This is a genomic window from Marinobacter sp. V032, from assembly GCF_052645435.1.
The window spans coordinates 2,479,619-2,500,911 of the sequence record NZ_JBQXYE010000001.1 but is presented as its reverse complement, the minus strand read 5'-3'; the positions used below and the strand labels follow the sequence as shown (position 1 = coordinate 2,500,911).

At 55.3% G+C, this 21,293-nt stretch carries 17 protein-coding genes and 2 tRNA genes; 5 read left to right on the top strand and 14 right to left on the bottom strand.

Annotated features, from left to right (window positions below; genetic code table 11):
• The first annotated feature begins 91 nt into the window (after window positions 1-91).
• The gene (locus ACUN9X_RS11355; protein WP_445473123.1) at window positions 92-946 is read left to right on the top strand and encodes an ion transporter; all 855 of its coding nucleotides are present in this window, start codon (window positions 92-94) and stop codon (window positions 944-946) included.
• Window positions 947-952: 6 nt separating this feature from the next.
• Here the strand turns inward: ACUN9X_RS11355 and recD are convergent, their stop codons facing one another.
• Genes recD through recC form a run of 3 tightly spaced genes read right to left on the bottom strand, consistent with a single transcriptional unit; the run spans window position 953 to window position 10,517 of the window.
• Entirely contained in the window at window positions 953-3,178 is a 2,226-nt protein-coding gene (gene recD, locus ACUN9X_RS11350) for an exodeoxyribonuclease V subunit alpha (protein ID WP_445473122.1), read from the bottom strand.
• Window positions 3,178-6,966: an exodeoxyribonuclease V subunit beta gene (gene recB, locus ACUN9X_RS11345; RefSeq protein WP_445473121.1), complete on the bottom strand. Its 3,789-nt coding sequence runs from the start codon at window positions 6,964-6,966 to the stop codon at window positions 3,178-3,180. The genes recD and recB overlap by 1 nt, the downstream gene beginning before the upstream one ends.
• Window positions 6,963-10,517, bottom strand: coding sequence for an exodeoxyribonuclease V subunit gamma (gene recC, locus ACUN9X_RS11340; RefSeq protein WP_445473120.1), 3,555 nt, complete (start codon window positions 10,515-10,517; stop codon window positions 6,963-6,965). The genes recB and recC overlap by 4 nt, the downstream gene beginning before the upstream one ends.
• A gap of 397 nt (window positions 10,518-10,914) precedes the next feature.
• On the opposite strand from recC, the gene ACUN9X_RS11335 reads away from it, so the two are divergent.
• Window positions 10,915-11,091 carry a DUF1328 domain-containing protein gene (locus ACUN9X_RS11335; protein ID WP_260035707.1) on the top strand — a complete coding sequence of 59 codons (177 nt, stop codon included), beginning with the start codon at window positions 10,915-10,917 and terminating at the stop codon, window positions 11,089-11,091.
• Between the two features lie 117 nt (window positions 11,092-11,208).
• A complete protein-coding gene (locus ACUN9X_RS11330) occupies window positions 11,209-11,400 on the top strand; it encodes a CsbD family protein (RefSeq protein WP_260035705.1) in 192 nt (63 codons plus the stop codon).
• Window positions 11,401-11,598: 198 nt separating this feature from the next.
• Here the strand turns inward: ACUN9X_RS11330 and ACUN9X_RS11325 are convergent.
• The 6 genes from ACUN9X_RS11325 to ACUN9X_RS11300 form a co-directional block, all read right to left on the bottom strand.
• Window positions 11,599-11,672 (bottom strand) — tRNA-Cys (locus tag ACUN9X_RS11325).
• A gap of 63 nt (window positions 11,673-11,735) precedes the next feature.
• A tRNA-Gly gene (locus tag ACUN9X_RS11320) sits at window positions 11,736-11,810 on the bottom strand.
• Between the two features lie 150 nt (window positions 11,811-11,960).
• Window positions 11,961-12,509, bottom strand: coding sequence for a CDP-diacylglycerol--glycerol-3-phosphate 3-phosphatidyltransferase (pgsA, locus tag ACUN9X_RS11315; RefSeq protein ID WP_445473119.1), 549 nt, complete (start codon window positions 12,507-12,509; stop codon window positions 11,961-11,963).
• Between the two features lie 6 nt (window positions 12,510-12,515).
• A complete protein-coding gene (gene uvrC, locus ACUN9X_RS11310) occupies window positions 12,516-14,369 on the bottom strand; it encodes an excinuclease ABC subunit UvrC (RefSeq protein ID WP_445473118.1) in 1,854 nt (617 codons plus the stop codon).
• Window positions 14,353-15,012, bottom strand: a complete 660-nt coding sequence (gene uvrY, locus ACUN9X_RS11305) for a UvrY/SirA/GacA family response regulator transcription factor (protein ID WP_260035678.1) — start codon at window positions 15,010-15,012, stop codon at window positions 14,353-14,355. The genes uvrC and uvrY overlap by 17 nt, the downstream gene beginning before the upstream one ends.
• Before the next feature lie 199 nt (window positions 15,013-15,211).
• Window positions 15,212-15,466, bottom strand: coding sequence for a hypothetical protein (locus ACUN9X_RS11300; protein WP_260035677.1), 255 nt, complete (start codon window positions 15,464-15,466; stop codon window positions 15,212-15,214).
• 219 nt (window positions 15,467-15,685) lie between these two features.
• Between ACUN9X_RS11300 and ACUN9X_RS11295 the strand changes: the two genes are divergently transcribed.
• Both ACUN9X_RS11295 and ACUN9X_RS11290 read left to right on the top strand, forming a co-directional pair.
• Window positions 15,686-16,390, top strand: a complete 705-nt coding sequence (locus ACUN9X_RS11295; RefSeq protein WP_445473213.1) for an AzlC family ABC transporter permease — start codon at window positions 15,686-15,688, stop codon at window positions 16,388-16,390.
• Window positions 16,383-16,706, top strand: a complete 324-nt coding sequence (locus ACUN9X_RS11290; RefSeq protein ID WP_260035675.1) for a branched-chain amino acid transporter permease — start codon at window positions 16,383-16,385, stop codon at window positions 16,704-16,706. The genes ACUN9X_RS11295 and ACUN9X_RS11290 overlap by 8 nt, the downstream gene beginning before the upstream one ends.
• Window positions 16,707-16,724: 18 nt before the next feature.
• Here the strand turns inward: ACUN9X_RS11290 and ACUN9X_RS11285 are convergent, their stop codons facing one another.
• The 5 genes from ACUN9X_RS11285 to ACUN9X_RS11265 form a co-directional block, all read right to left on the bottom strand.
• Window positions 16,725-17,207 (bottom strand): nucleoside deaminase, encoded by a 483-nt coding sequence (locus ACUN9X_RS11285; RefSeq protein ID WP_445473117.1) that lies wholly within the window; start codon window positions 17,205-17,207, stop codon window positions 16,725-16,727.
• A 50-nt stretch (window positions 17,208-17,257) separates the two neighbouring features.
• Complete coding sequence (locus tag ACUN9X_RS11280) at window positions 17,258-18,043, bottom strand: ABC transporter permease (protein WP_445473116.1); 786 nt, start codon at window positions 18,041-18,043, stop codon at window positions 17,258-17,260.
• Window positions 18,024-18,809, bottom strand: a complete 786-nt coding sequence (locus ACUN9X_RS11275) for an ABC transporter ATP-binding protein (RefSeq protein ID WP_445473115.1) — start codon at window positions 18,807-18,809, stop codon at window positions 18,024-18,026. The genes ACUN9X_RS11280 and ACUN9X_RS11275 overlap by 20 nt, the downstream gene beginning before the upstream one ends.
• A 7-nt stretch (window positions 18,810-18,816) precedes the next feature.
• Entirely contained in the window at window positions 18,817-19,806 is a 990-nt protein-coding gene (locus ACUN9X_RS11270; RefSeq protein ID WP_445473114.1) for an ABC transporter substrate-binding protein, read from the bottom strand.
• A 91-nt stretch (window positions 19,807-19,897) separates the two neighbouring features.
• Window positions 19,898-20,866, bottom strand: coding sequence for a DMT family transporter (locus ACUN9X_RS11265; RefSeq protein WP_445473113.1), 969 nt, complete (start codon window positions 20,864-20,866; stop codon window positions 19,898-19,900).
• Window positions 20,867-21,293: the final 427 nt, after the last annotated feature.

The window sequence follows — 21,293 nt, the reverse complement described above, 5'->3', positions numbered from 1 at the left end:
ATCTTCTTCTGTCTTTCATTTCAGCATAAAATCTGCGGCTTTGCGCCAGCCTCGTCCGGCCCTTTTAACTGAATTCCGGAGCTTTCCTGCGATGCCGCACACCGCCAACGCTCGATCCCTGTTTGAAACGCTGCGCCACATTGAAGCCAGCAAGCTGTTTCAGGCCGCTGTTATCAGCATCATCATTCTTTCTGCGCTTACCATCGGCGCCAAAACCTATGAACTGCCCTATTTTGTGACCCGCAGTCTTGAGGTCCTGGATGCGGGTATCACGGTATTTTTTCTACTGGAAATCATATTCCGCTTTATGGTCTGCGCGGACAAAAAGCGGTTTCTGATGGATGGATGGAACCTGTTCGACACCCTGGTGGTTGTCGGTAGCCTGATCCCGCTCGATAACTCGGAAGCTGTGCTTCTTGGCCGGCTGTTGCGAGTGTTCCGGGTGCTACGTCTGGTGTCGGTCGTGCCGGAACTGCGGTTCCTGATCAATTCGCTGTTGAAAGCGATTCCACGAATGGCCTACATCGCACTGCTGATGTTCATCATCTTCTATATATACGCGGCAATGGGTGCGATGTTCTTCTCACCGATTAACGAGGAGCTGTGGGGCGACGTCGCCGTTGCGATGCTGACCTTGTTCCGCGTGGCCACGTTTGAGGACTGGACTGACGTGATGTATGAAACCATGAGCGTTTATCCGGTCAGCTGGGTCTTCTATATTACTTTTATATTCCTAACCGCTTTTGTGTTTTTAAACATGATGATAGGTGTAATACTTGAAGTAATGAGTGAAGAACAAAACGCCCAGCAAGCGGCCAAGGCCCACCAGGAACGCGATGATATGTCCCGCAAACTGGACGAGGTTCAACAGCAGCTTGCACGGCTGACTGACATGATGACCGAACGCGAACAGTCCCATACACGATCAAATCAGAGGCCGGAATAGTACGATCTATTCCGGCTGAACCAGGGCTTTTTGCAAGCCGGACGTGCGGGTCACACCGCGTACAATTGCGTCCCGGAATACGGATTCATCAGGCATCAACAGGCTGAACCAGTATTTGGCGCGAGTGATGCCGGTGTAAACCAGCTCACGCGTCAGAATAGGATTGGTTCTGTCGGGTAATACCAAGCAGGTATGAGCAAATTCCGAGCCCTGGGATTTATGCACGGTCATCGCGAATACCGTTTCGACCGCATGGAGGCGGCTGGGCAGCACCCACTTTATACGTCCGCTGCCGTCGTTTGACATAAACGCCACCCGGATAACACGTTGTGGCCTTGCGTCACCTTCATTTGCGATCCGGGATGCTTCCGGGACGGGCACCTCCAGTGCAATTCCGATGTCGCCATTCATCAGGCCCACACCATAGTCGTTCCGGGTGACCAGCACCGGGCGACCGGGATACCAGCCTTCAACGGAACGAATCAGCCCCTGATCGCGCAGCGCTTCGGCGATGAGCTGATTAAGGCCTTCTACGCCATAAGGCCCACGGCGAAGCGCGCTCAGCACCTGAAATTCGCCGTGAGCGCTCAGCACACTCGCCGCCCATCGATCAACAGCGTCACCGCAGGCGCCGTCGCCTTCAGCCGGGCCTTTTCGCATTACTGATAGATAGTGGGAATATCCGGATGGTGGAGAGACGGCTCGCCCCCCTACCACTCGGCCTTCGCCGGCAGCCGGATACAACCCCTGACCACCCTGAATACAATGCGATGCGATCTGCTCCGCCATCTGTTGTGGGCGTATAATCAAACGTGCGATATCGGCAAATCCCTCGCCGAACAGAGCGGATACTTTCTCCGGCGATGTATCCTGGTGTTCACCGCCAGCCCCGTTTACAGCCATCGCCAGCCGCCCTATTCCGCTGGCAGCATCAAAGCGGTAACTGTGACGTAACAGCGCAATCGATTGATCCAGCGCACTGCCCTCATCATCCACCAGGGACGAGTCAATCGGGCATCCGGACACAGCTTCAAGCCATTGAACCGTCTCCCGCTGGTAGCGCCCCTGAGCCGCCCGCAGGCACAGATCGCCCAGCACGGCCCCCGCATCCACCGACGCGAGCTGATCTTTGTCGCCGAGCAGTATCAGTTGAGCATGCTCAGGCAATGCGCCCAGGACCTGCGCCATCATTTCCACATCCACCATCGAGGCTTCGTCGATGACCAGTACATCCAGCAGCAGTGGATTATTAGCGTTGTGGCGGAATTGCCGGGAGCCAGGGATGCTCCCCATAAGTCGATGCAAGGTGGTCACTTCGCTGGTAATCGCCGCCTTGAGGCGATCGCCTTCGGAAAAACCGGAGAGATCCAACTTGTCGATAGCGCCTGCAATGGATTCGTTTAGTCGAGCGGCGGCTTTGCCGGTCGGGGCTGCCAACCGGATAATCAGTTCGCCGGGCGTGTCCGCCCCCTGCGTGGCGACATGCTGCAGCGCCGCCAGCAGCCTTACAACAGTGGTGGTCTTGCCGGTGCCAGGCCCACCGGTAATAACACTGAAGCCGCTACGGGCCGCATTAGCGCATGCAACCCGCTGCCAATCGGTAATGCCGGTTGGTGTCCCGGCAACGAACAAACGCTCAAGTGCCTGTCGCAGATGGAGTGCGTCGGTAGAATCTGCCTGTTGAATCGCCCGGCGCTGCTTGAGTCGTCGGGTGAGACTATTTGCAATGGTCTGCTCGTAGCGCCAGTACCGCCGTAAGTACAGTCGCAGCCCGTCCCGCACCAGTGGCGTGTTAGAACTGGCGTCAGCACCGGTGCCGTCAGCGACCAAAAGTGGGTGAACCAGAGCCTCGCGCCACTGTTCAGCGCTAGTCCCTTTCAGCACGTCAGAAGGCAACAAACTGGGTTCAGGCGCATCATCCCGCTCGGGTGGCAATGACAGCAAAGCATCGAACCCCTGTACCGTCATCGCTTGCACATCCAGGCAGACGTGCCCTCGCCCCAGCTGATGTGACGCTAACGCGGTCGCCATCAACAACAGAGGGTTGGCAGGCACGCCAGCAGCTTCTGCTTCGCTGGCGAACAGACGCGTCAACGACACATCAAGCGCGCGCAGCCATTCCAGCTCAACCCAGCGGTTCAGCAACTCGAATAGTTCCGGAATATCATCCACTGGCGTTGGGTCAAATAACATTGACTGTTGTGCGGGTGAAGGCGTGCCCTTCCGTGCCATCAGAGCACCTCCTCAACGGGTTCATTTGCGGAACTGCCATGGCGAAACAGGACGTCGAGCGATTCAATGAAGGCTTTGCTCGGCCGCTCCCGGAACACGCCCCGCGTGTCAGCTCCGTTGCCCCGCAGAAACAGATAAACCGCGCCGCCGATATGGGTGTCATAGTCATAACCCGGCAATCGAGACGCCAATAGCCGATGCAATGCGAGCAGGTAAATGGCGTACTGCATGTCATACCGGTGCTGGGCAATCACATCCGCAATGGCGGATTCGGTGTAATCATCATCATGTACGCCGATGATGTTTGATTTGTAGTCCGCTACGTAATACCGGCCTTCATGCTCAAACACCAGATCGATAAAGCCCTTGAACATGCCGTTGAGCGTCATGGGTTCAGCAAATGGCCGCTGTCTTGCGCCTAGCGTTGAATCCCGAACCAGGCCATCCAGCGCCGGCACATTGAGCTCGGCGCTGGAGAACCAGAACTCCAGTTCCGGGTAAACCGACGAACCAGAATCAGGAAGATCCTTCAAGCTGACGGTAGCAGAAGACCCGTCAGGCTGTTCCGGCAGCACAATGGGCATTGCAATGAAATCCAACACCCAGGACGTCAGCGGCAGGACCCAGTCAGACCAGCCTCGTACCTCGCAGCGACGTTCAATCAGGGCCTGAAGTTCATCCGGATGCTCACTGACATGGCCAAACCCCGTTTCCGCCACCCACTCCAGAATATCGTGCAGAAAAGTGCCAGGCCCGGCGCCGCGATAGAACCGGTGGATACGGCGTTCGCTCGCCTCTGGTAGGCGTAAGGGGGCCGGCAACACCATGGCTTGGCTCTTTCGGGCAGAGGCGGCCAGCTGTTCTTCAGCGAGGCGCTCGGCGACTGCCGATTCAGGTTCTGCAGGCGCACCGGGAACACGGCTTTCGAAACCGGCGTCGATGAGCTGAGCGTGGCTGAACCGGATGGCCGAGTAACTGGATATCCACCAATTCTCGCCTGCCTTGCGCACAGGCGTGCGCGCAGGCCCAGGTACAGGTGCCGGTGGCGACCGGTAGTGCTCATCAGCCGCCGGCGGTAGCGGCTCAACCGCCATTTCCGGTGCGCCAGCGGCCATAGCGGCGAGGCTGCCCTGCCACCCTTCACCTTCCGAGTACCCACAGAGGTAGGCCAACGCGCTTGCAGGTGTCTCTTTGCGGATAAACGCGGCGCCCACCCAGATTGCATAGCGAGCACGCGTGAGCGCTACGTACAGTTTACGGATATCTTCCCCAAGGCGTTCTGATTCAGCCCGCTCAAGAATGGCGCTATCCGGCTTGAAGCTGGTGCGTAGTTGGCCGTCGTCGTCATGCCAACGAATCGGGAGCTGTGCCGGGTTGATCTGCCGCGCAGCAGAGGCAAATGGCAGGAACACCAGCGGATACTCCAGCCCTTTGGATTTATGGACGGTGACGACCTGAACCAGATCCGCATCGCTTTCGAGGCGCACCTGACGGGTTTCAGAATCTGCAGACGGGTCTGCCACCATTTCGGCAAAATGCCGTATCAATGCCTGCTCGCCATCAATATGGAGACTGGCCTTCTGGAGCAACTCGGCAATGTGGAGCAAATCCGTCAGTTCACGTTCACCATGAGTCGTCGCAAGCAGTCTCGATGGCACATTAAAACCGGTGAGCAGATTGCGAATCATCGCCAGCACGCCTTTTTCGCGCCAGATCCGACGGAAATGACGAAATCGTTCGATTTCGCTTTCCCAGGCGAGCTCGTCCTGGTGCAGGTGATCAAGTGTTGGCCAATCAAGATCCAGCGTCCGGGTGGCCAGTGCGGCCCTGACACCCCGCTCACGCTCAGGTTCAGCGCATGCCTGCAGCCACAGCAATACGTCCAGCGCCTTACGGGTTTCCAGAACCGATGCCCGATCCGATAAATACACACTGCGTACACCGCGCTCGGCTAATGCGTCCCTAACGGCTCGCGCTTCGCGCCCATTGTTGACCAGAACCGCGATATCCCCAGAACGCAGGCCAGAGAACTCTCCGTTCTCTTTCTCGAAACCTGCCTGATTGCCGACACCGAGATTCAGTAAACGGGTGATTTCGCTGGCGCAAGCGGTCGCCGCAGAATCTGTGGTGTCGCCTTTGGCAGCATCCTCCTCAGCTACCCAGACCGTAAGCGCTGCGTTTTCGACACCTTCAACCAGCCACCTATCCCGTCGGCCCTGCGCATCGACGGAGTTGAACGGCAACGGGTTATCGCCATCAACACCTTTAAAATGAAAGGCGCCCTGCCGGGCATGCTGCTCACCGAATGAAAAAATCCGGTTACTGGCTGACACCATCGCTTCAGCAGAACGGTAATTTCGGGACAAGGTGTAATGCCGACCGGCCGTTGCGCTGCGGGCTTTAAGGTAGGTATGAATATCCGCGCCCCGAAAAGCATAAATGGCTTGTTTGGGGTCACCAATCATGAAGAAACCGGTACCGGCCTCGTTGTCCGCGACCCGGTACACCGCATCAAAAATACGGTATTGAACCGGATCGGTATCTTGAAACTCATCCACCAGTGCCATCGGAAACTGTTCACGAATTGCCGCTGCCAATCGACCGCTGTTATCACTCTGGAGTGCTGCGTCCAGGCGATTCAGTAGGTCATCGAATCCCATTTCAGCGCGGCTCAGTTTTTCCTGATCAAACCTTTCAGTACACCAGCGGGCAGCATGGCGAATAAGCAACTCCCGGGGAATCTGTTTCTGGCGTTCCTGCTCGAGAATCACCAGTTGCCTGATCAGTGGATCCTCAATTGGCGGCGTGCCCTTCTTCCAGGCTTCGGTAATACCATCTGGTGACAACCGGTGCCAGGCGGCATCGCTCAGTTCCGGCAACTTCAGCGATGTGCTTTGCGCCCATGTGGTGAGCGTTTCGAGCCAGCCCGCCACCCAATTGGCCTTGAGCTTCTGCCCATCAAGTGATTTGGTTGCGCGCGCCTCTTCAAACCGGGCACGGAACAGGTCGATTGCTTCAGGCAATTGCGCGCGCATTTGCTCAAACAGCATCCGCCGCTCTGCCATCACAGGTTCAAGCAAGAGCACAGGCGATTCGAGCGCACCGCTATTCTCGGGTGCGTCAGGTTCGTTAAGCAGCGGGCGAATGGTCGACAGCAGATCATCAGGTGACCGTAAAGCTGCAAGATAGGCTTCGATGCTTTCCCTGCTGAGCGGGTTAACGAACGTGCGCCAATAATCCCGGATAACCTGCGCCATCAACTCGCTATGGTCCGTCTCAAGGCTCTGGTTAAACAGGCCACCGCTGTCGAATGCATGCTCTCGCAGCATCCGGTAACACCAGCTGTGAATGGTATGAACTGCGGCCTCATCCATCGACTCCGCCGCCAATTCCAGGGCTCGGGCATTGGCAGCCCAGTTTTCTGGCGGGTAACTGTTACGAATCTTGCGCAGTGGATCCGTTTCTGAGGCAATCGCGTCTTCCGATAGTGCATCGGCCGATTCCCGAAACACATGACTGGCTTCGGTGAGCCGCGTGCGGATTCGGTCGCGCAACTCTTTGGTGGCAGCCTCGGTAAAGGTCACCACCAGAATGTCCCGGGGCGTCAATAGCCTGTCCGTTGCAGCGACCGGCGAGTGCCCGAGGATCAAACGCACATACAGCAAGGCAATCGTGAAGGTTTTACCGGTGCCAGCGCTCGCTTCAATCAGGCGGCTACCGTTAAGTGGAAAGGCTATCGGGTCCAGCGTCTGGGGGGTTGCCTCGGGCAAATTCGAGTCAGTCGTCATGACTTACCCCCCGAAGACCGGCTACCGCCCGCGTTTGTTCCGGTCTGAAGATAAGCTCTGACCGGCCCGTACAGCGCCTCCGTATACTGTGCGAACTCGCCTTCTTGCCAGAGCGCGTCGAAATCCGGGAATACTCGCTGCAGGTAGGGGTTTTCATCGCCTTCGCCACTGCTCTTGAACTGACTTTCGTAGACCGACCGGGCGGATCGCGTTGCGGCTTCCTCGCCTTTCTCCGCAGCTGACAGCCAGGCAAAAGCCGTTCGCACAGCAACCGGCAGAGGCTTGCTCAACGCATCGAACCAGTATTGCATCAAGGCCTTCAGATGCGTTCTGGCGTCGTCCGGCTCCATCGGCGAAAATGCGACATCCCCGGCCTGACTCAGAACATGAGTCGACACCGGGCCTGCCACGCAGTTGCCTGCCAGATGTGCGATCCAGGGGCGCATCAGATGCTGCCAGCGGTACTTTCTGTCTTTGACAAGGTTGCTACTGCTCAACGTAATAAAGGCGCGCTGCCCGTTGGCGCACCTCAAATCACGCACCCAGTCTTCGAGCATAAGGGTGCGATCACCTGTGTTAATCGAAAGCCTCAGCGGCAGGAGCGGCTCGGACTCCGGGTATTGGGTGGCCAGCTGATGATAGCGCGTATATAAATCGGGCAAAGGCGCAACCGCCTGTTCAATCTGAAATGCAGCAAGACCATCTGACAACGCCAGCTCACCCCGGGCGATGGATCTTTCGGCATCCGCTTGCAAAATTTCGGTCAGGGGCGTCTGCTCGTCATGCAGGCGCACCACGTCCTGTACCAGCCGATTCGTCAGTTTCCAGCGTTCCAGTCCGTCCAGCACAAAGGGTTCGTCGTCATTACTTTCAATCGCGTGATCGTCAAAATAGACACCGAGGCGATTCTGGAAGAAGACATCAACCGGCGCTCTCAACAGCTGTACCAGCGTCGCCAGAGTAAGCGGTTGTGACGGTATATCAGCCGGAACCGCCCCCAATGCCGGTAGCTGATGTTGGGATTCTGATTTTTCGCCGTGGCCACGATAGGCTGCTCGCCACTCTTTGGCATAGGTGTATAAAGATGATGGCGTACCAGCGGACGGGAAATACGCGGTACTGAACGGCTGCAAGGGATGCTCAATCGTCAGTGCAGCGGACAGGGGCATGTCAGCACTGTCTAATGGCGGCCGTATAACATCAATATGATCACGCAGCTGGGATATCAGCACAGAAGGTGGGCGCTCGGTATTGTCATTGATACTGCGACCAACCCAGCTGATATAGAGGGTGTCACGGGCCGAAAGCAAAGCCTCCAGAAACAGGAAGCGGTCATCTTCCCGCCGGGACCTGTCGCCCGGGCGATAATCACCCGCCATCAAATCAAAATCCATGGGCGGCTGAGTACGGGGGTAATCGCCATCATTCATGCCCAGCAGGCAAACACAGCGGAAAGGAATCGCCCGCATCGGCAGCAGCGTAGCAAAGTTGACCTTGCCGGCCAGGAACCGCTGACTCAGGCCGCCCTGCTCCAGTGATTCAAGCCAGACATCCCGCACCACATGCAACGGCAACGCTTCGTCCAGACCGGCTTCGCGGCACGCGTCAAGCCAGACTTCAACGCCGTCTTCCAGTCGGGTAAACACCAGCACATCGTCGCCATCCGGCTCAGCAAACAAGTCGGCTATCAGGTCTTTCAAAACCCCGGCCCAGGCATCTGGTGATTGGGGCTCGGATAACAGCTGCCAGTACTTCTGCAGCGTCTGGATAAATTCATCCAACTGCCCTGCCAGCCGGCTTTCAAGTCCGCCGACTTCAGCATAAGGCTCAATTCCCTGCCAGGCGTCACTGTCGCCGACAGCATACCCCAGCAACATACGCCGCAGGCCGAACAGCCAGCTATTGCGGTACAGATCATCCGGCAGGTCCAGCGCCGCCCGATGGCCCGCATCCAGCCCCCACCGAATGTTGGCACCACTGATCCAGTCATGCAGTCTCGGCAGATCATCTTCATTCAGTCCGAAGCGCTCACGCACCAGCGGCACATCCAACAGATCGAGCACATCACTGACGGCAAGACGGGACTCTGGAAGAGACAATAGCGCCTCAAGCGCAACCAGCGCAGGGCGTTGATGCCGTTGCCCCTGATCTGAAATGGTGTAAGGAATATAGCGGCTATCATCCCGGTCGAGGGCGCCAAACACAGCTTCCACATGCGGCGTGTAGGCGTTGATATCGGGCACCATCACAATGATGTCCTGAGGTTTCAACGTGGGATCTGCACTGAACATGGCCAACAGGCGATCATGCAACACTTCAGTTTCACGCTGAGGGCTGTGAGTACTGTGAAAAACAATCGATGGGTCAACTGAATCCTGCGGCGTTTGGGCGCGCGAGGCTTCGCTCGCTGAGCGCAGTTTAAGAATGTCGTTCTGGATCGCACTCAGCAGCCGATCCCCGTCCGCTTCCCGGAACAGATCAACTCGCTCCAACCAGTTGTCATATCGGGCAGGCTCATCGTATTCATCCAGCAGGCGGATATAGTCCCGCCCCTGCTTACCCCAGGCGGCAAGCAACGGATGGGCATACAGATGGAGATTGCTGTCGTCCAGCACATCGGGCGTACCCGGTCGTTTTGCACGGCGGTAGCGTTCGGCCTTGAGCAGCTCACGGTCTTCAATAATATCAGCCCAATGGAACTCGCAAGGGTTGTGAACACACAGTACTATCTGGCAGCAACGGCCAAGGCGACTCAATACTTCCAGCGTTTGCTGCGGCAGCGATGACAAACCAAACACAATCACTCTGCGGGGAATGCCCTTCGGACGTGTTTGCGGCGTGAGGCCTGCTGACACCGCCATAAACCGGGTATGAACCTCAGCACGACTGGTGTTGGCCCCGCTCTGTTCAATGTCGGCGATGAGCAAACGCCATAACGCCGGCTGCCAAAGCTGCTCGTCCGGCACAGCCCGTACCTGGGCGCCCTTTACCCGTACAACGTCGGCGCCGCCGGCCCAGTCGTCCAGCCAGTCCGCCCGGTAAACCTGGTACTGATCGAAGAGATCGGCGATACGATCCGATAACTGGAATCGTCGTCGCTCGGACTGGGCACCTTCCATAAAACGCTTTAAGGGCGCGAAGACGGGATCTTCGATAATTGCAGGCAACATTCGCATCAAACGCCAGGTCAGGCGACGCTTGTCGAAAGGCGACTCTTCCGGAACAGCATCCTCGCCAAGAACCGCCCGATAAGCCTGCCAAAGAAAACGCGAAGGCAGCGAGAACTGCATAGCCGCTGCAATACCAAGGCCCGGCAGCGCTGCGTCGTCCTGGTCATGGGCTAGCGCCAGCTTGAGCCACTGCGCAATGCCGTTGGAGTGCACCAGAAAAACATCATCTTCCAGCGGCGCTAACGGAAATCCACGAATAAGTTCAACAACGACCTCTCGCAGATCCTCCAGCTTATTGGCGTGGATGACCTGGAAACCTGCAGGGACATCGGCTGAATGCGGCTTTGTGGCCTTTTTCTGCTCTGTCTTCCCTGCGGTCATAACGATTCTCTGGTCAATAGAAATTTTAATGAGGACCCAATGATACTGAGTTACGCGAATGCTGTCTTCGACCGGTGAGCTGGCATCTCGCTAACTCGTGAAATACGCAATATGTGTGTCGCCGTTCACGTCTTACTGAAATCTTAAACATTTATAATCATTTGTTTAAATTGTTAATAATCAATATATTAGGTTCGGTATGGCGCATTTATAAGCACTCAAGTAAACCCATGTTATTGTCGGATTTCAGGTTGTGTGCCACGTTGAATACAGACGTAGCGCAGTAGCGGAAGGGATTGGCGCTATTGCTGAACAGAGTCTGCACCAATCCGCTGACATTCAAGCTCCGGATCCAGCACGAACGGATCCAATCAGGGGCCACAAGGAGGAGATGCTAATGCTTTATTGGGCTTTAGTTTGTTTGGTTGTCGCAATCATTGCCGGTGTACTTGGTTTTGGTGGTATCGCCGGTACCGCTGCGGGCTTTGCCAAAATCCTGTTCTTTATTTTCATTGTATTGCTCGTGATTTCGCTAGTCATGAATGCAATGAAGGGACGTGGACCGAAAGTCTAGCGACAAAAGCTTGCAACGATTGACAAGGATTCTGATGCGTTCAAACACATCAGACGTAATCGACTCCGCACAGCGGCTCAACAACACCGCCGCTCTGGAAGGAAAGAGGAAGACGCTATGAACAACGATATTCTTGAAGGCAACTGGAAACAGCTCAAAGGCAAAGTACGTGAAAACTGGGGCAAGTTGACCGACGATGAGGTCGACGAAATCGCCGGCAAGAAAGAGCACTTTGTTGGCAAGATCCAGGAAAAGTACGGCATGAAAAGAGACGAGGCAGAAAAAGAGTGGGACAAGCTCACTAAGTAATCGCCTTGTTTTTGTTTGATGCCAGGCCGATGGCGGGTTTTACGCCATCGGCCTCAGTTTATCCCCGCCAGAATTATCCCTCCCTAAACGTGAATAAAGCTCTCCAAGCAAATAAAGAAAATCGCAAATGCCAAGACGTCGCCAACACGGCATTGATTCTGCCATAGGGGCTTAAACTATTGGGGGGGGGGAAAGTAATGGAGGCGCGGGTCGGAATCGAACCGGCGTACACGGAGTTGCAGTCCGCTGCATAACCACTCTGCCACCGCGCCGGAAAAGATCGAAGGAATCGAATCTTTGTGCTCTCAGGTGGGCATTGAGAGACTTGAAGTATTTGGAGCGGGAAACGAGATTCGAACTCGCGACCCCAACCTTGGCAAGGTTGTGCTCTACCACTGAGCTATTCCCGCTTATTCCAGTTCAGCGAATGACGTTTGCTGTCGTCGCTGAAGTGGCGCATATATTAATGGATCACGCTGAGGAGTCAACCCCTTTTTTGCCGCGATCAGGTAAAGCTAACTGATTGATTATTCTTTAAACAGCCGACTTCTGTGGGCGCTTCAGGTCTTGGGGAACAAATCCGGCCAGGCGGCGCGTAGATAGATGACCATTGACCATAGCGTCAGTATGGCAGCGCCATAAAGCACTACAGTGCCAGCCAAAGCACCGCCGGTCCCCATGGGAAACGCCAGCAGCATGATGATCGAACCCATTTGGGCCGTTGTTTTGATTTTGCCGATGTAGGACACCGCTACACTTGCGCGCTTGCCCATCTCGGCCATCCATTCACGCAAAGCGGAAATCACGATTTCGCGGCAGATAATGACTGTTGCAGGCAAGGTCAGAAGAAAGCTGTGGTGCTCTTCGATCAGTACGGTTAGCGCTACGGCGACCATCAGCTTGTCTGCGACGGGATCAAGAAAGGCGCCGAAAGGCGTGCTTTGATTGAGGCGGCGGGCGAGATAGCCATCCAGCCAGTCGGTCGCTGCGGCGAGCGCAAATATGGCGGCGCTTACGAGATATCGCCACTCGTAAGGCAGATAGAAAACAACGACAAAGATAGGGATCATGATGATCCGGGACATTGTCAGGATATTGGGTAAATTCATTCTGCCCTACTCGTTATGAAGCGCCGCATAAATGCTTTCGGCCAGATTGCGACTGATGCCTTTAACTTTCGCAATCTCGTCTATCCCTGCCTTGCGAATGCCTTGAATACCACCGAAATAGCGTATGAGCTCGCGACGGCGCTTGGCGCCCACGCCCTCGATTCCCTCAAGCGTAGACTGTCTGCGTTTTTTATCCCGCTGTTTGCGATGACCGGTAATGGCGAACCGGTGAGATTCATCGCGGATGTGCTGTATCAGGTGCAGTGCCGGCGAGTCCGGTGGCGCCCGGAATACAGAATCAGTGACCGCGTCGATCAATTGTTCCATGCCGGCTTTACGGGTGACGCCCTTGGCCACTCCAATCAGGGTGATATCACTGATACCCAGTGTTTCAAATACATCCCGGGCCACGTTGAGCTGGCCTTTACCGCCGTCAATGAAAACCAGGTCCGGGCGTTTGCCATCGCCAGACGCCATTTTAGTATAACGGCGCGTCAGCACCTGGCGCATCGCGCCGTAGTCATCACCGGCGGTAACACCTTCGATGTTATACAGCCGATAATCACCCTTGAGTGGGCCATTGTCGTCAAAAACAACACAGGATGCGACTGTGTTTTCACCATGACTGTGGCTGATGTCAAAACACTCCATTCTCTTGGGTGTTTCTTTAAGCTCCAGCAAATCCCGCAATGCCAGCAAGCGACGATAGACGGTTTCCTTGCTTGCGACATGAGTCAGCAGTGTCTGGTGGGCGTTGGTCGTTGCAAGATCGAGCCAACGACGGCGTTCGCCCCTCACGTTCATGCGCACCCGCACATCACGCCCGGCCGCTTCACTGAGCGCTTGCGCCAATACGTCTGATTCATCCACTTCAGTCGGTACCAGTACTTCCCGGGGAAATTCCCGCTGAGCAGAGCCACCGAAATAGTACTGGCCGAGAAAGGCGCTCAATAATTCACCCTCAGACTGTTCCAGCGAGAAGCGCGGAAAATAGTCCTTGGTGCCCAATACGCGACCGCCCCGGACCACAATCACAACAATACAGACGATGGCCGCATCCTGTGCGATCGCAATGACGTCGGCGTCTCCACCGCTGGACTCAATCGACTGTTGTTCCTGAACGTGCCTCAAATGGCCAATCTGGTCGCGATAGGCGCCGGCTTTCTCGAACTCAAGGTTTTTGCTGGCCTGCTCCATCGCAGCCATCAGATCATTGATGATCGCCGGATTTTTGCCCTCGAGAAACATCGTCGCATGGCGGATGTCGTCGGCATACTCCGCAGGACTGATATTGTCGACACAGGGGGCAGTGCATCGGTCGATCTGGTACTGCAGGCAGGGCCGAGATCTGTTACTGAAATAGCTGTCAGAACAATCTCTTATTTTGAATATCTTCTGTAAAACGTTAAGGCTTTCGCGAACAGCGCCGGAACTCGGAAACGGCCCGTACCAGGTGCCTTTTCCCTTGCGGGTACGCCCACGCCGAAACGTCAGCGAGGGGTAGTTATCATGGGAAGACAGATAAATATAGGGATAGGATTTATCGTCGCGCAGCAGAATATTGTAGGGCGGACGCAGAGATTTAATCAGGTTCTGCTCAAGCAATAGCGCTTCGGTTTCGCTGCCAGTTATGGTGATTTCTATGCCGGCGATGCGGGCAACCAACGCTTCGGTTTTGGTTGAGAGCCCGCTCTTGCGGAAATAACTCGAAACTCGGTTCTTGAGGTTGCGGGCTTTGCCCACATAGAGAATCTGGCCTTCTGTATCAAGCATCCGGTAAACACCCGGACGCTCGGTCAGCCGTTTGAGAAAGGTTTTACTGTCGAATTCAGGTGCCGTGGAATCAGACTTTATCGGCATCAAGCAAACCAAGCCGTACGGCCATCAAGGCCAGTTCAACATCGCTGGAAATATCCAGTTTTTCGAAAATACGGTAACGGTAGCTGTTGACCGTTTTGGGGCTCAGGCACAGCTTGTCAGAGATATCCTGCACTTTCTGGCAATCCACCACCATCATGGCAATTTGAAGCTCCCTTTCCGACAGCTTGTCAAACACGGACAGCTTGTCGTCTTCAGGACCATCGCCGCCCAGCTGTTTGAGTGCCATTTTCTGGGCAATCTCGGGGCTGATATAGCGCTGACCTGAATGCGCCATACGAATAGCACGGACCATTTCTTTCAGATCGGCACTTTTGGTGATATAGGCGGAGGCACCTGCCTGCATGACCCGGGTAGGATAAGGATCATCCGCGCAGGCGGTAACAACGATGACGCGGATGGAATCGTCGATGCGCAGAATTCTGCGGGTGGCTTCCAATCCGCCAATACCCGGCATCCTGATGTCCATCAATACGATATCCGGAACATCGCCTCTAACAAATTCAACGGCCTCTTCGCCTGACGCTGCCTGGGCTACGACTTCAATATCCGTATTATCGGCCAGCATCCGCGTAATACCTGATCGAACCAGCTCGTGGTCGTCAACAACCAAGACCCTGATCAAAATCCACCCCGCACATGAAATATGGTTTGGAAAACGCGTGTCGCTCGGGCAGCGTCAACATCCTGCGAACACTCTGGGTAACCCGAAACCCTTGCAGACTGCAGACAATGAGTCGCTTGCAAAAAGTTTGCAGATTGTATCGCCTTAGGGCTCTCGGGGGTACCCATATTGCAGACAGATTCACTGCAATTCACTGATATCAGGGCTTCTGGCCTAATCCTGCCGTATTCTCGACCGGATCAAACCAGACGACAAGATCACCGCGTTTTACTGCTCCCAGCACCTTGTCGCGCTCGTCAAACGGGGATTCGGTATCATTCAGGCCGTGGTAACGCGTGCAGTACTCTTCGACCAACCCGAGAATCTGATCTTCAGCCAGTAATGCGGTATCCACCACAAACCGCTCTTCTCTTGGATCCGCATCCGGCTGGTTGGCGCTTTCGTCAGCGTTCATTCTGATTCCTGTAAAAGATGGGCTACAGTCCTGATAACCGCCAGCAAGGGCGTCATTGTTTGCGCAAAGCGCGCAGGCGTTTTGACCAGCCTATAACTTCAGCGGGATATAACTCAAGCCACGCCCCCTCACCTGTACCGGCTCTATCTGTACCTTAACGCGAAACAGCGAATACTTTATGATAGCGCGCCCTGATCAACCAACGCAGGCCTTTGTGTGATTAACCGCGTTTCCTTCCAGCAAACATTGCCGATTCTGTTTGGCTATATTCCATTGGGAATGGCCTTTGGTGTTCTGTTTGTAACCCAGCTGGATTATCCCTGGTGGGGAGCGCCCTTGATGGGCATTACCATCTACGCGGGCGCAGGCCAGATTCTGGCGGTCAGTTTGCTGGCGGCTCATACCGGCTTGCTTGAAGTGTTTATTGCAATGTTTGTGCTGAACGCCCGTCATCTCTTCTATGGCTTGTCTTTACTCGGGCGCTTCAAGGGTGCCGGCCTCAGAAAGTTGTACCTGATTTTCGGGCTGACTGATGAAACCTATTCACTACTGACTTCTCGACCGCGCTCCGAAGATGCCGACACCGAACGTCGAATCGATTTAAGGATTACCCTGTTCAATCAGGTGTATTGGGTTATCGGATGCGCAATGGGCGCTCTGCTTGGACGCGCCGTAGCGTTCGACAGCACCGGTATCGAATTCGCACTGGTTGCGCTATTTATTGTGCTGACAATCGAACAGTACAAAGCGCTGAATGCATCCTTCCCGATTTGGGTCGGCGCACTGGCTGCCGGGCTATGTATGGCGGCACTGCCAGCCGAACACCAGTTAATAGGTGCTGTAGTCGTAACGACAGTCACGTTGCTGGTGACCTACCGCCTGAACAAGTCGGCCCAGACCAGTCAGGAGGCCATAAATGGATAATATCAATTATCTGCTGGCCTTCATTGCGGTCGCCACTCTGGCAACCTTTGCCACTCGCGTGATCCCATTCGTGTTTTTTGGAGGACATAGCGAGCATCCATTGATTCGACACCTGGGGCGCCAGTTACCCGCTGCCGTTATGGCGTTGTTGGTGGTGATTTTCCTGTTGCGATCAGGTGAGTGGTCAGCTCCGGTATTCGGAGCCGATGCCTTGCTTCCCAGCCTGCTGGTGGTAGGCCTTCACTTCTGGCGACGCAACGCCCTGCTCTCAATTATCGCTGGCACCGCCTGCTACATGGCGATTCAGCAGATGTAAAAGAGCCCAAAACTGCGATCAGCGATTCCAGAAGGTTTCGTGAATTTTCGCAGCTTCCTCTTCCAACAAAGGGCCGATTACCTCTACCTCACGCTGCCCTGACTCAAACACCTTCCGGCACGGCAGATCCAGTGTGGGATTCTCGGGATGTTTTCCGGTGATGGTTTTGAGCCGATGCTCACTAACCCCGTAAACCAGCCGCCCAAGGCCCGCCCAGTATGCCGACCCGGCACACATTGCACAGGGCTCAGCTGAGACGTACATCGTGCACTTTGCGAGGAAGTCCGGTCGATACGCTTTACTGGCCCGGGTCATCAATACCCGTTCAGCATGCCCCGTCATGTCCAGATCAGGCAGGTAGCCGTTTACCTGCTCCATCAAGACCTCATCTTTATCATTCACAAGAATCGCAGCAAATGGATGTATGCCCTGCTCTGCGGCAGTGGCTGCCAGTTCAATACTGGCTTTGAGAAAACTGATATCGGTTTCGTTGTAATTCACGGCTATACCTTGTGATTCGAAAAATGCTCGCCCCTTTAACGGGACACGTTTTACTTTTTAGGCAGACTCCAGCCGAAGAATATCTGCTGAGTCCACTGTACTGACTTGAATAGCAGCAGGCTGATTGCCGCCAGGAATATCAGACCGGCAAATGCCTGGGGAATCTTGAAGAACGACGTCGAGAACTGGATGAAGTAGCCCAGCCCTTTCTCGGCCGCTACAAACTCCGCTACCACAGCACCGATGATCGCTAACGTGATCGCCACTTTAAGCCCGCTGAAAATATGCGGGATCGCATAAGGTATGCGGATCTGCCATGTTTCCCGGCGCAACGGCGCATCCAGCGATCGACTGAGCTCGATCAGTTCGTCCGGGGTTTCCTGAATGCCGGTTGCGGTTGAAACCACCAACGGAAAGAACGTCAGCAGGCAGGTAATCAGCACTCGGGACGGATCATCAGACCCCATCAACACGATGATCAACGGCGCAACCGCTACGACCGGCGTTGATTGGATGACAACCAGCAACGGATAAAGGGTCCGCTGCAACAGCTCCGATCGCATCATCGCAATAGCCAGCGGAATGCTGATGGCTATGGACAAGCCAAAGCCCATCAAGGCAACGCTCAGGGTCGCCCAAAGGTGCTCCATCCAGCGACTGAACTCGACATCGAAAAAGGCATTTACAATTGCGGTAGGTGACGGCAGTACAAATGCCGGCAGCGCCGCAAGCCTGCAAACGGCTTCCCACAGGACAACCAATCCCACAAAAAACAGGCCCGGCGCAAACTTGAAAAGCTGACGCTGCAGCCTGTTGTCAGACAGCTTCTGGTTCATAGATATGCTTCCTGATCCGGTCCGTCAGCGCACTGAAGCGGGGATGATTGATGGTTTCAGCACTGCGGGGGCGCTCGAGGTCAATATCGATCAGATCGAGTACCGTCCCCGGCCGCTGACTCATGACCAGCACGCGGTCGGAAAGTAGCACGGCCTCGGAAATCGAATGCGTAATAAACAGCACGGTCTTTGGCTGCTCATCCCAGATTTTCAGCAGATCAAAGCCGATCTGCTCTCGGGTCATGGCATCCAGAGCCGAGAAGGGCTCATCCATCAGCAGAATGTCGGGATTGAGCAGCAGCGCACGCACTATCCCGACCCGCTGCTGCATGCCACCGGACAATTCACCGGGCATCTTGTCGCCAAAGGCTTCAAGCCCTGCAATCGCCAACAGCTCATCCGCCCTTTTCTCATCGGCGCGACCATATCGGCCATATTTGTGCTTGAGTGGGAACAGGATGTTCTTGCGAACGCTCAGCCAGGGCAACAGCGTCGGCTTCTGGAACACGATACCCACATCATCCCGTGGGCCGCTGACCTGCTTGCCGAACACACTTACTTCCCCTTCACTGGGAATAAGCAGTCCCGACACCATGCGCAGCAGCGTTGACTTGCCGCAACCCGAAGGCCCTACCACCGCCACGAATTCATGGCGGTTGATCTCAAGATTGATGTCCTTCACCGCCAGTGGCGACTCCGGCCGGGGGTCGTATCGGTGACCGACCCCCTCCATGCGCACGAAGGCGCGCTCTGGGCTATTGCTCATAACGGACTCACTCAGGCATCAGTGAACGGTTAATGATCGATTCCGGGTCCAGCGCGCTGGTTTCAAGCCCGTTCGCCTTGGCCACATAAGTCCAGGTCTGGGCTACCCGCGCCTTGGTAAACACGCCCATGCCATCGGTGTCCGAAATGCTGTTCTTAACCAGCTTCATGGTGTCAGTGATCTGATTGGCCGCCACAATCGGGTCAACCTCTGGCACCATTGTGTGAATATCCTCGCCCGCTTGTTTTGGTTTGTCGGCCGTAAAGGCGACCGCCTTGGCATAAGCCCTCACGAAGCGCTTTGCGACATCCGGCCGTTCCTCAATGAACTTGTCTGCTGCCAGCAAAGACGAGCTGTATAGCTCAAGCCCTGCATCCGACCAGGGCAATACTCTGATTTCCTTTCCGGCGGATTTCGCCTGTTCAGTAAACAGGGCTGTATTGGTCACCCAGGCGATAATGGCATCCGTATTACCAGTCATCAGCATGGGGCCGAGCGCACCCGGATCAGTCTTCGTCAGAGTCACGGCATCCGCAGGCATGCCATTTTCCTCCAGTACCAGCGGTAGGAAAGCGTTGGACGACGTGAACGGTGATGTCGCGACTTTTTTGCCGGGTATATCTTTTATCGATTCGATGTCGCTATCCGCCAGCGTAAAGAAAGCATGAGGCGCCTGGGTAAAAAACGCGTACACGGCGCTGACCGGCACATCGTCCTGTGCCTTTGCCGCCATCAGCGCACCGATGTCAGCCGTGCCTACATCGGATTGTCCTGTCGCCATCTTGGTAACGGCGTCGGTAGACCCGCGGCCGCTCGCTATAGAGACGTCCAGATCTTCTGCCTGGAAATAGCCCTGCTGGATCCCGACATACACCGGCGCCTTGTCGCCTCCCGGTAACCAGTCCAGCTGAAACACTACTTTGTCTGCAGCAGATGCAATGCTGCTGATGGACAGCGATAGCGCAAGCACTGCCATACGCGGAAATCGTGTTCTCATGGGTTATCTCCAATGTCATCGTGAGTATTGCTGGTTTTAAGCGCATGTCAGCGCAATTTTCACTTTTAAATCAGAATTTAAAATGCATAACTTAAAGTGCTGTCAGAGCGTTCGCGCGCGCCATTCGTGCCTGGCGCCTGTCTGCCAGACCTACCACTGCGATGCCCAGCGCAATCAGTACAAAGCCGATAATGTCGTTCATGAGCGGTCGCTCACCCAAAACCCAGAATGACGCCAACATGCCGACCGTCGGCACCGCAGCGGAGCTGAGCGACATGCTGACCGCCGGTAATGAGCGCATCGCACCTACTTGTGCAGCAACGCAAAGCCCGGACGCTATTGCCCCGCTGAAGGTGATATTGAGCACAAACGAGGTATCCCATTGGACCGCTGAGAAATCCTCGGAAAGTAACGCAATCGGAATAAGCGCCATGAGCGAACAGCCGATTTGCCAGGGAATCAATGACCACACATCACCGTGCCAGTGATGGCGCCTGACGTGGACAAGACCCGCCGTCCAGATAAATGTGGCCAGCAAAATCATGCCTGCGCCGATCGCCAGACCACTCTCATCCCAGGCAACGGATAGCGGATTCATGATGGATACAAGACCAGACATGCCGAGCCCGACACCGATAGCTTTCGGCAAGGTGAAGCGTTCCCCCAGAAACAATGCGGCGGCCGGCACAACCCAGATGGGCGAGGTGTAAGCCAAAATCACCGCCCTTCCCGCCGGTAGATACTGAAGCGCCACCGTCACCAGTGTGATGAAGCCGAGGTTTTGCAGTAGACCAACAGAAAGCACAACCGGGATATCCTTGCGATGCGGCAGTCTGAGATTGCCCATAGCCGCCGCCAGTAAAAACATGGTGAGCGTACCGAGTGCGATACGGAGCATGGTGTAGATCAAAGGCGGACTGTGCTCTAACCCCAGCTTTAAAATCGGGAAATTGAACCCCCAACCCAATGCTGTAAAAGCCAGCAGTGAATACCCAAGCCCCCAGGCATATTGCGGGTGGCCGCCGGTGCGGCTTTCAGAAACCCGGAAAGATTCAGGCATAGTCAACGTCCACTACCACTCATAAATGGATCTCAGCCAGTGCTGTTCATACTGTCGGAGCACATACCGGGCCAGTCTTGTGTAGCCCTTCGTAAACTTTCAAGGTTCTCGCGTCTTTCTGTTTCCGGAACTCGCCATCAGGATTCGAAATAGACGTTAAACGGGAGAAAAGCTGTCTCATTGGCCAGACTCTCTCGGCATGCAGCCAGTCATGCGGTATTCTCGGCGCCAATTGAACACCGCATTACCTGACCACTCATTCAACATTTCATTACTAAGCAATCGCAGTGCCAGAAAAGAAGCGTGAAAAGCGACGATTTTGATCCGTTAGGCGCACCTAACCGCACCAATATCGATCAAACAAAAAGGCAGCCGCACCAATACTGCCCTGCAACTGGTGGAGGTATTCGCGATCAAGCATCTGAAG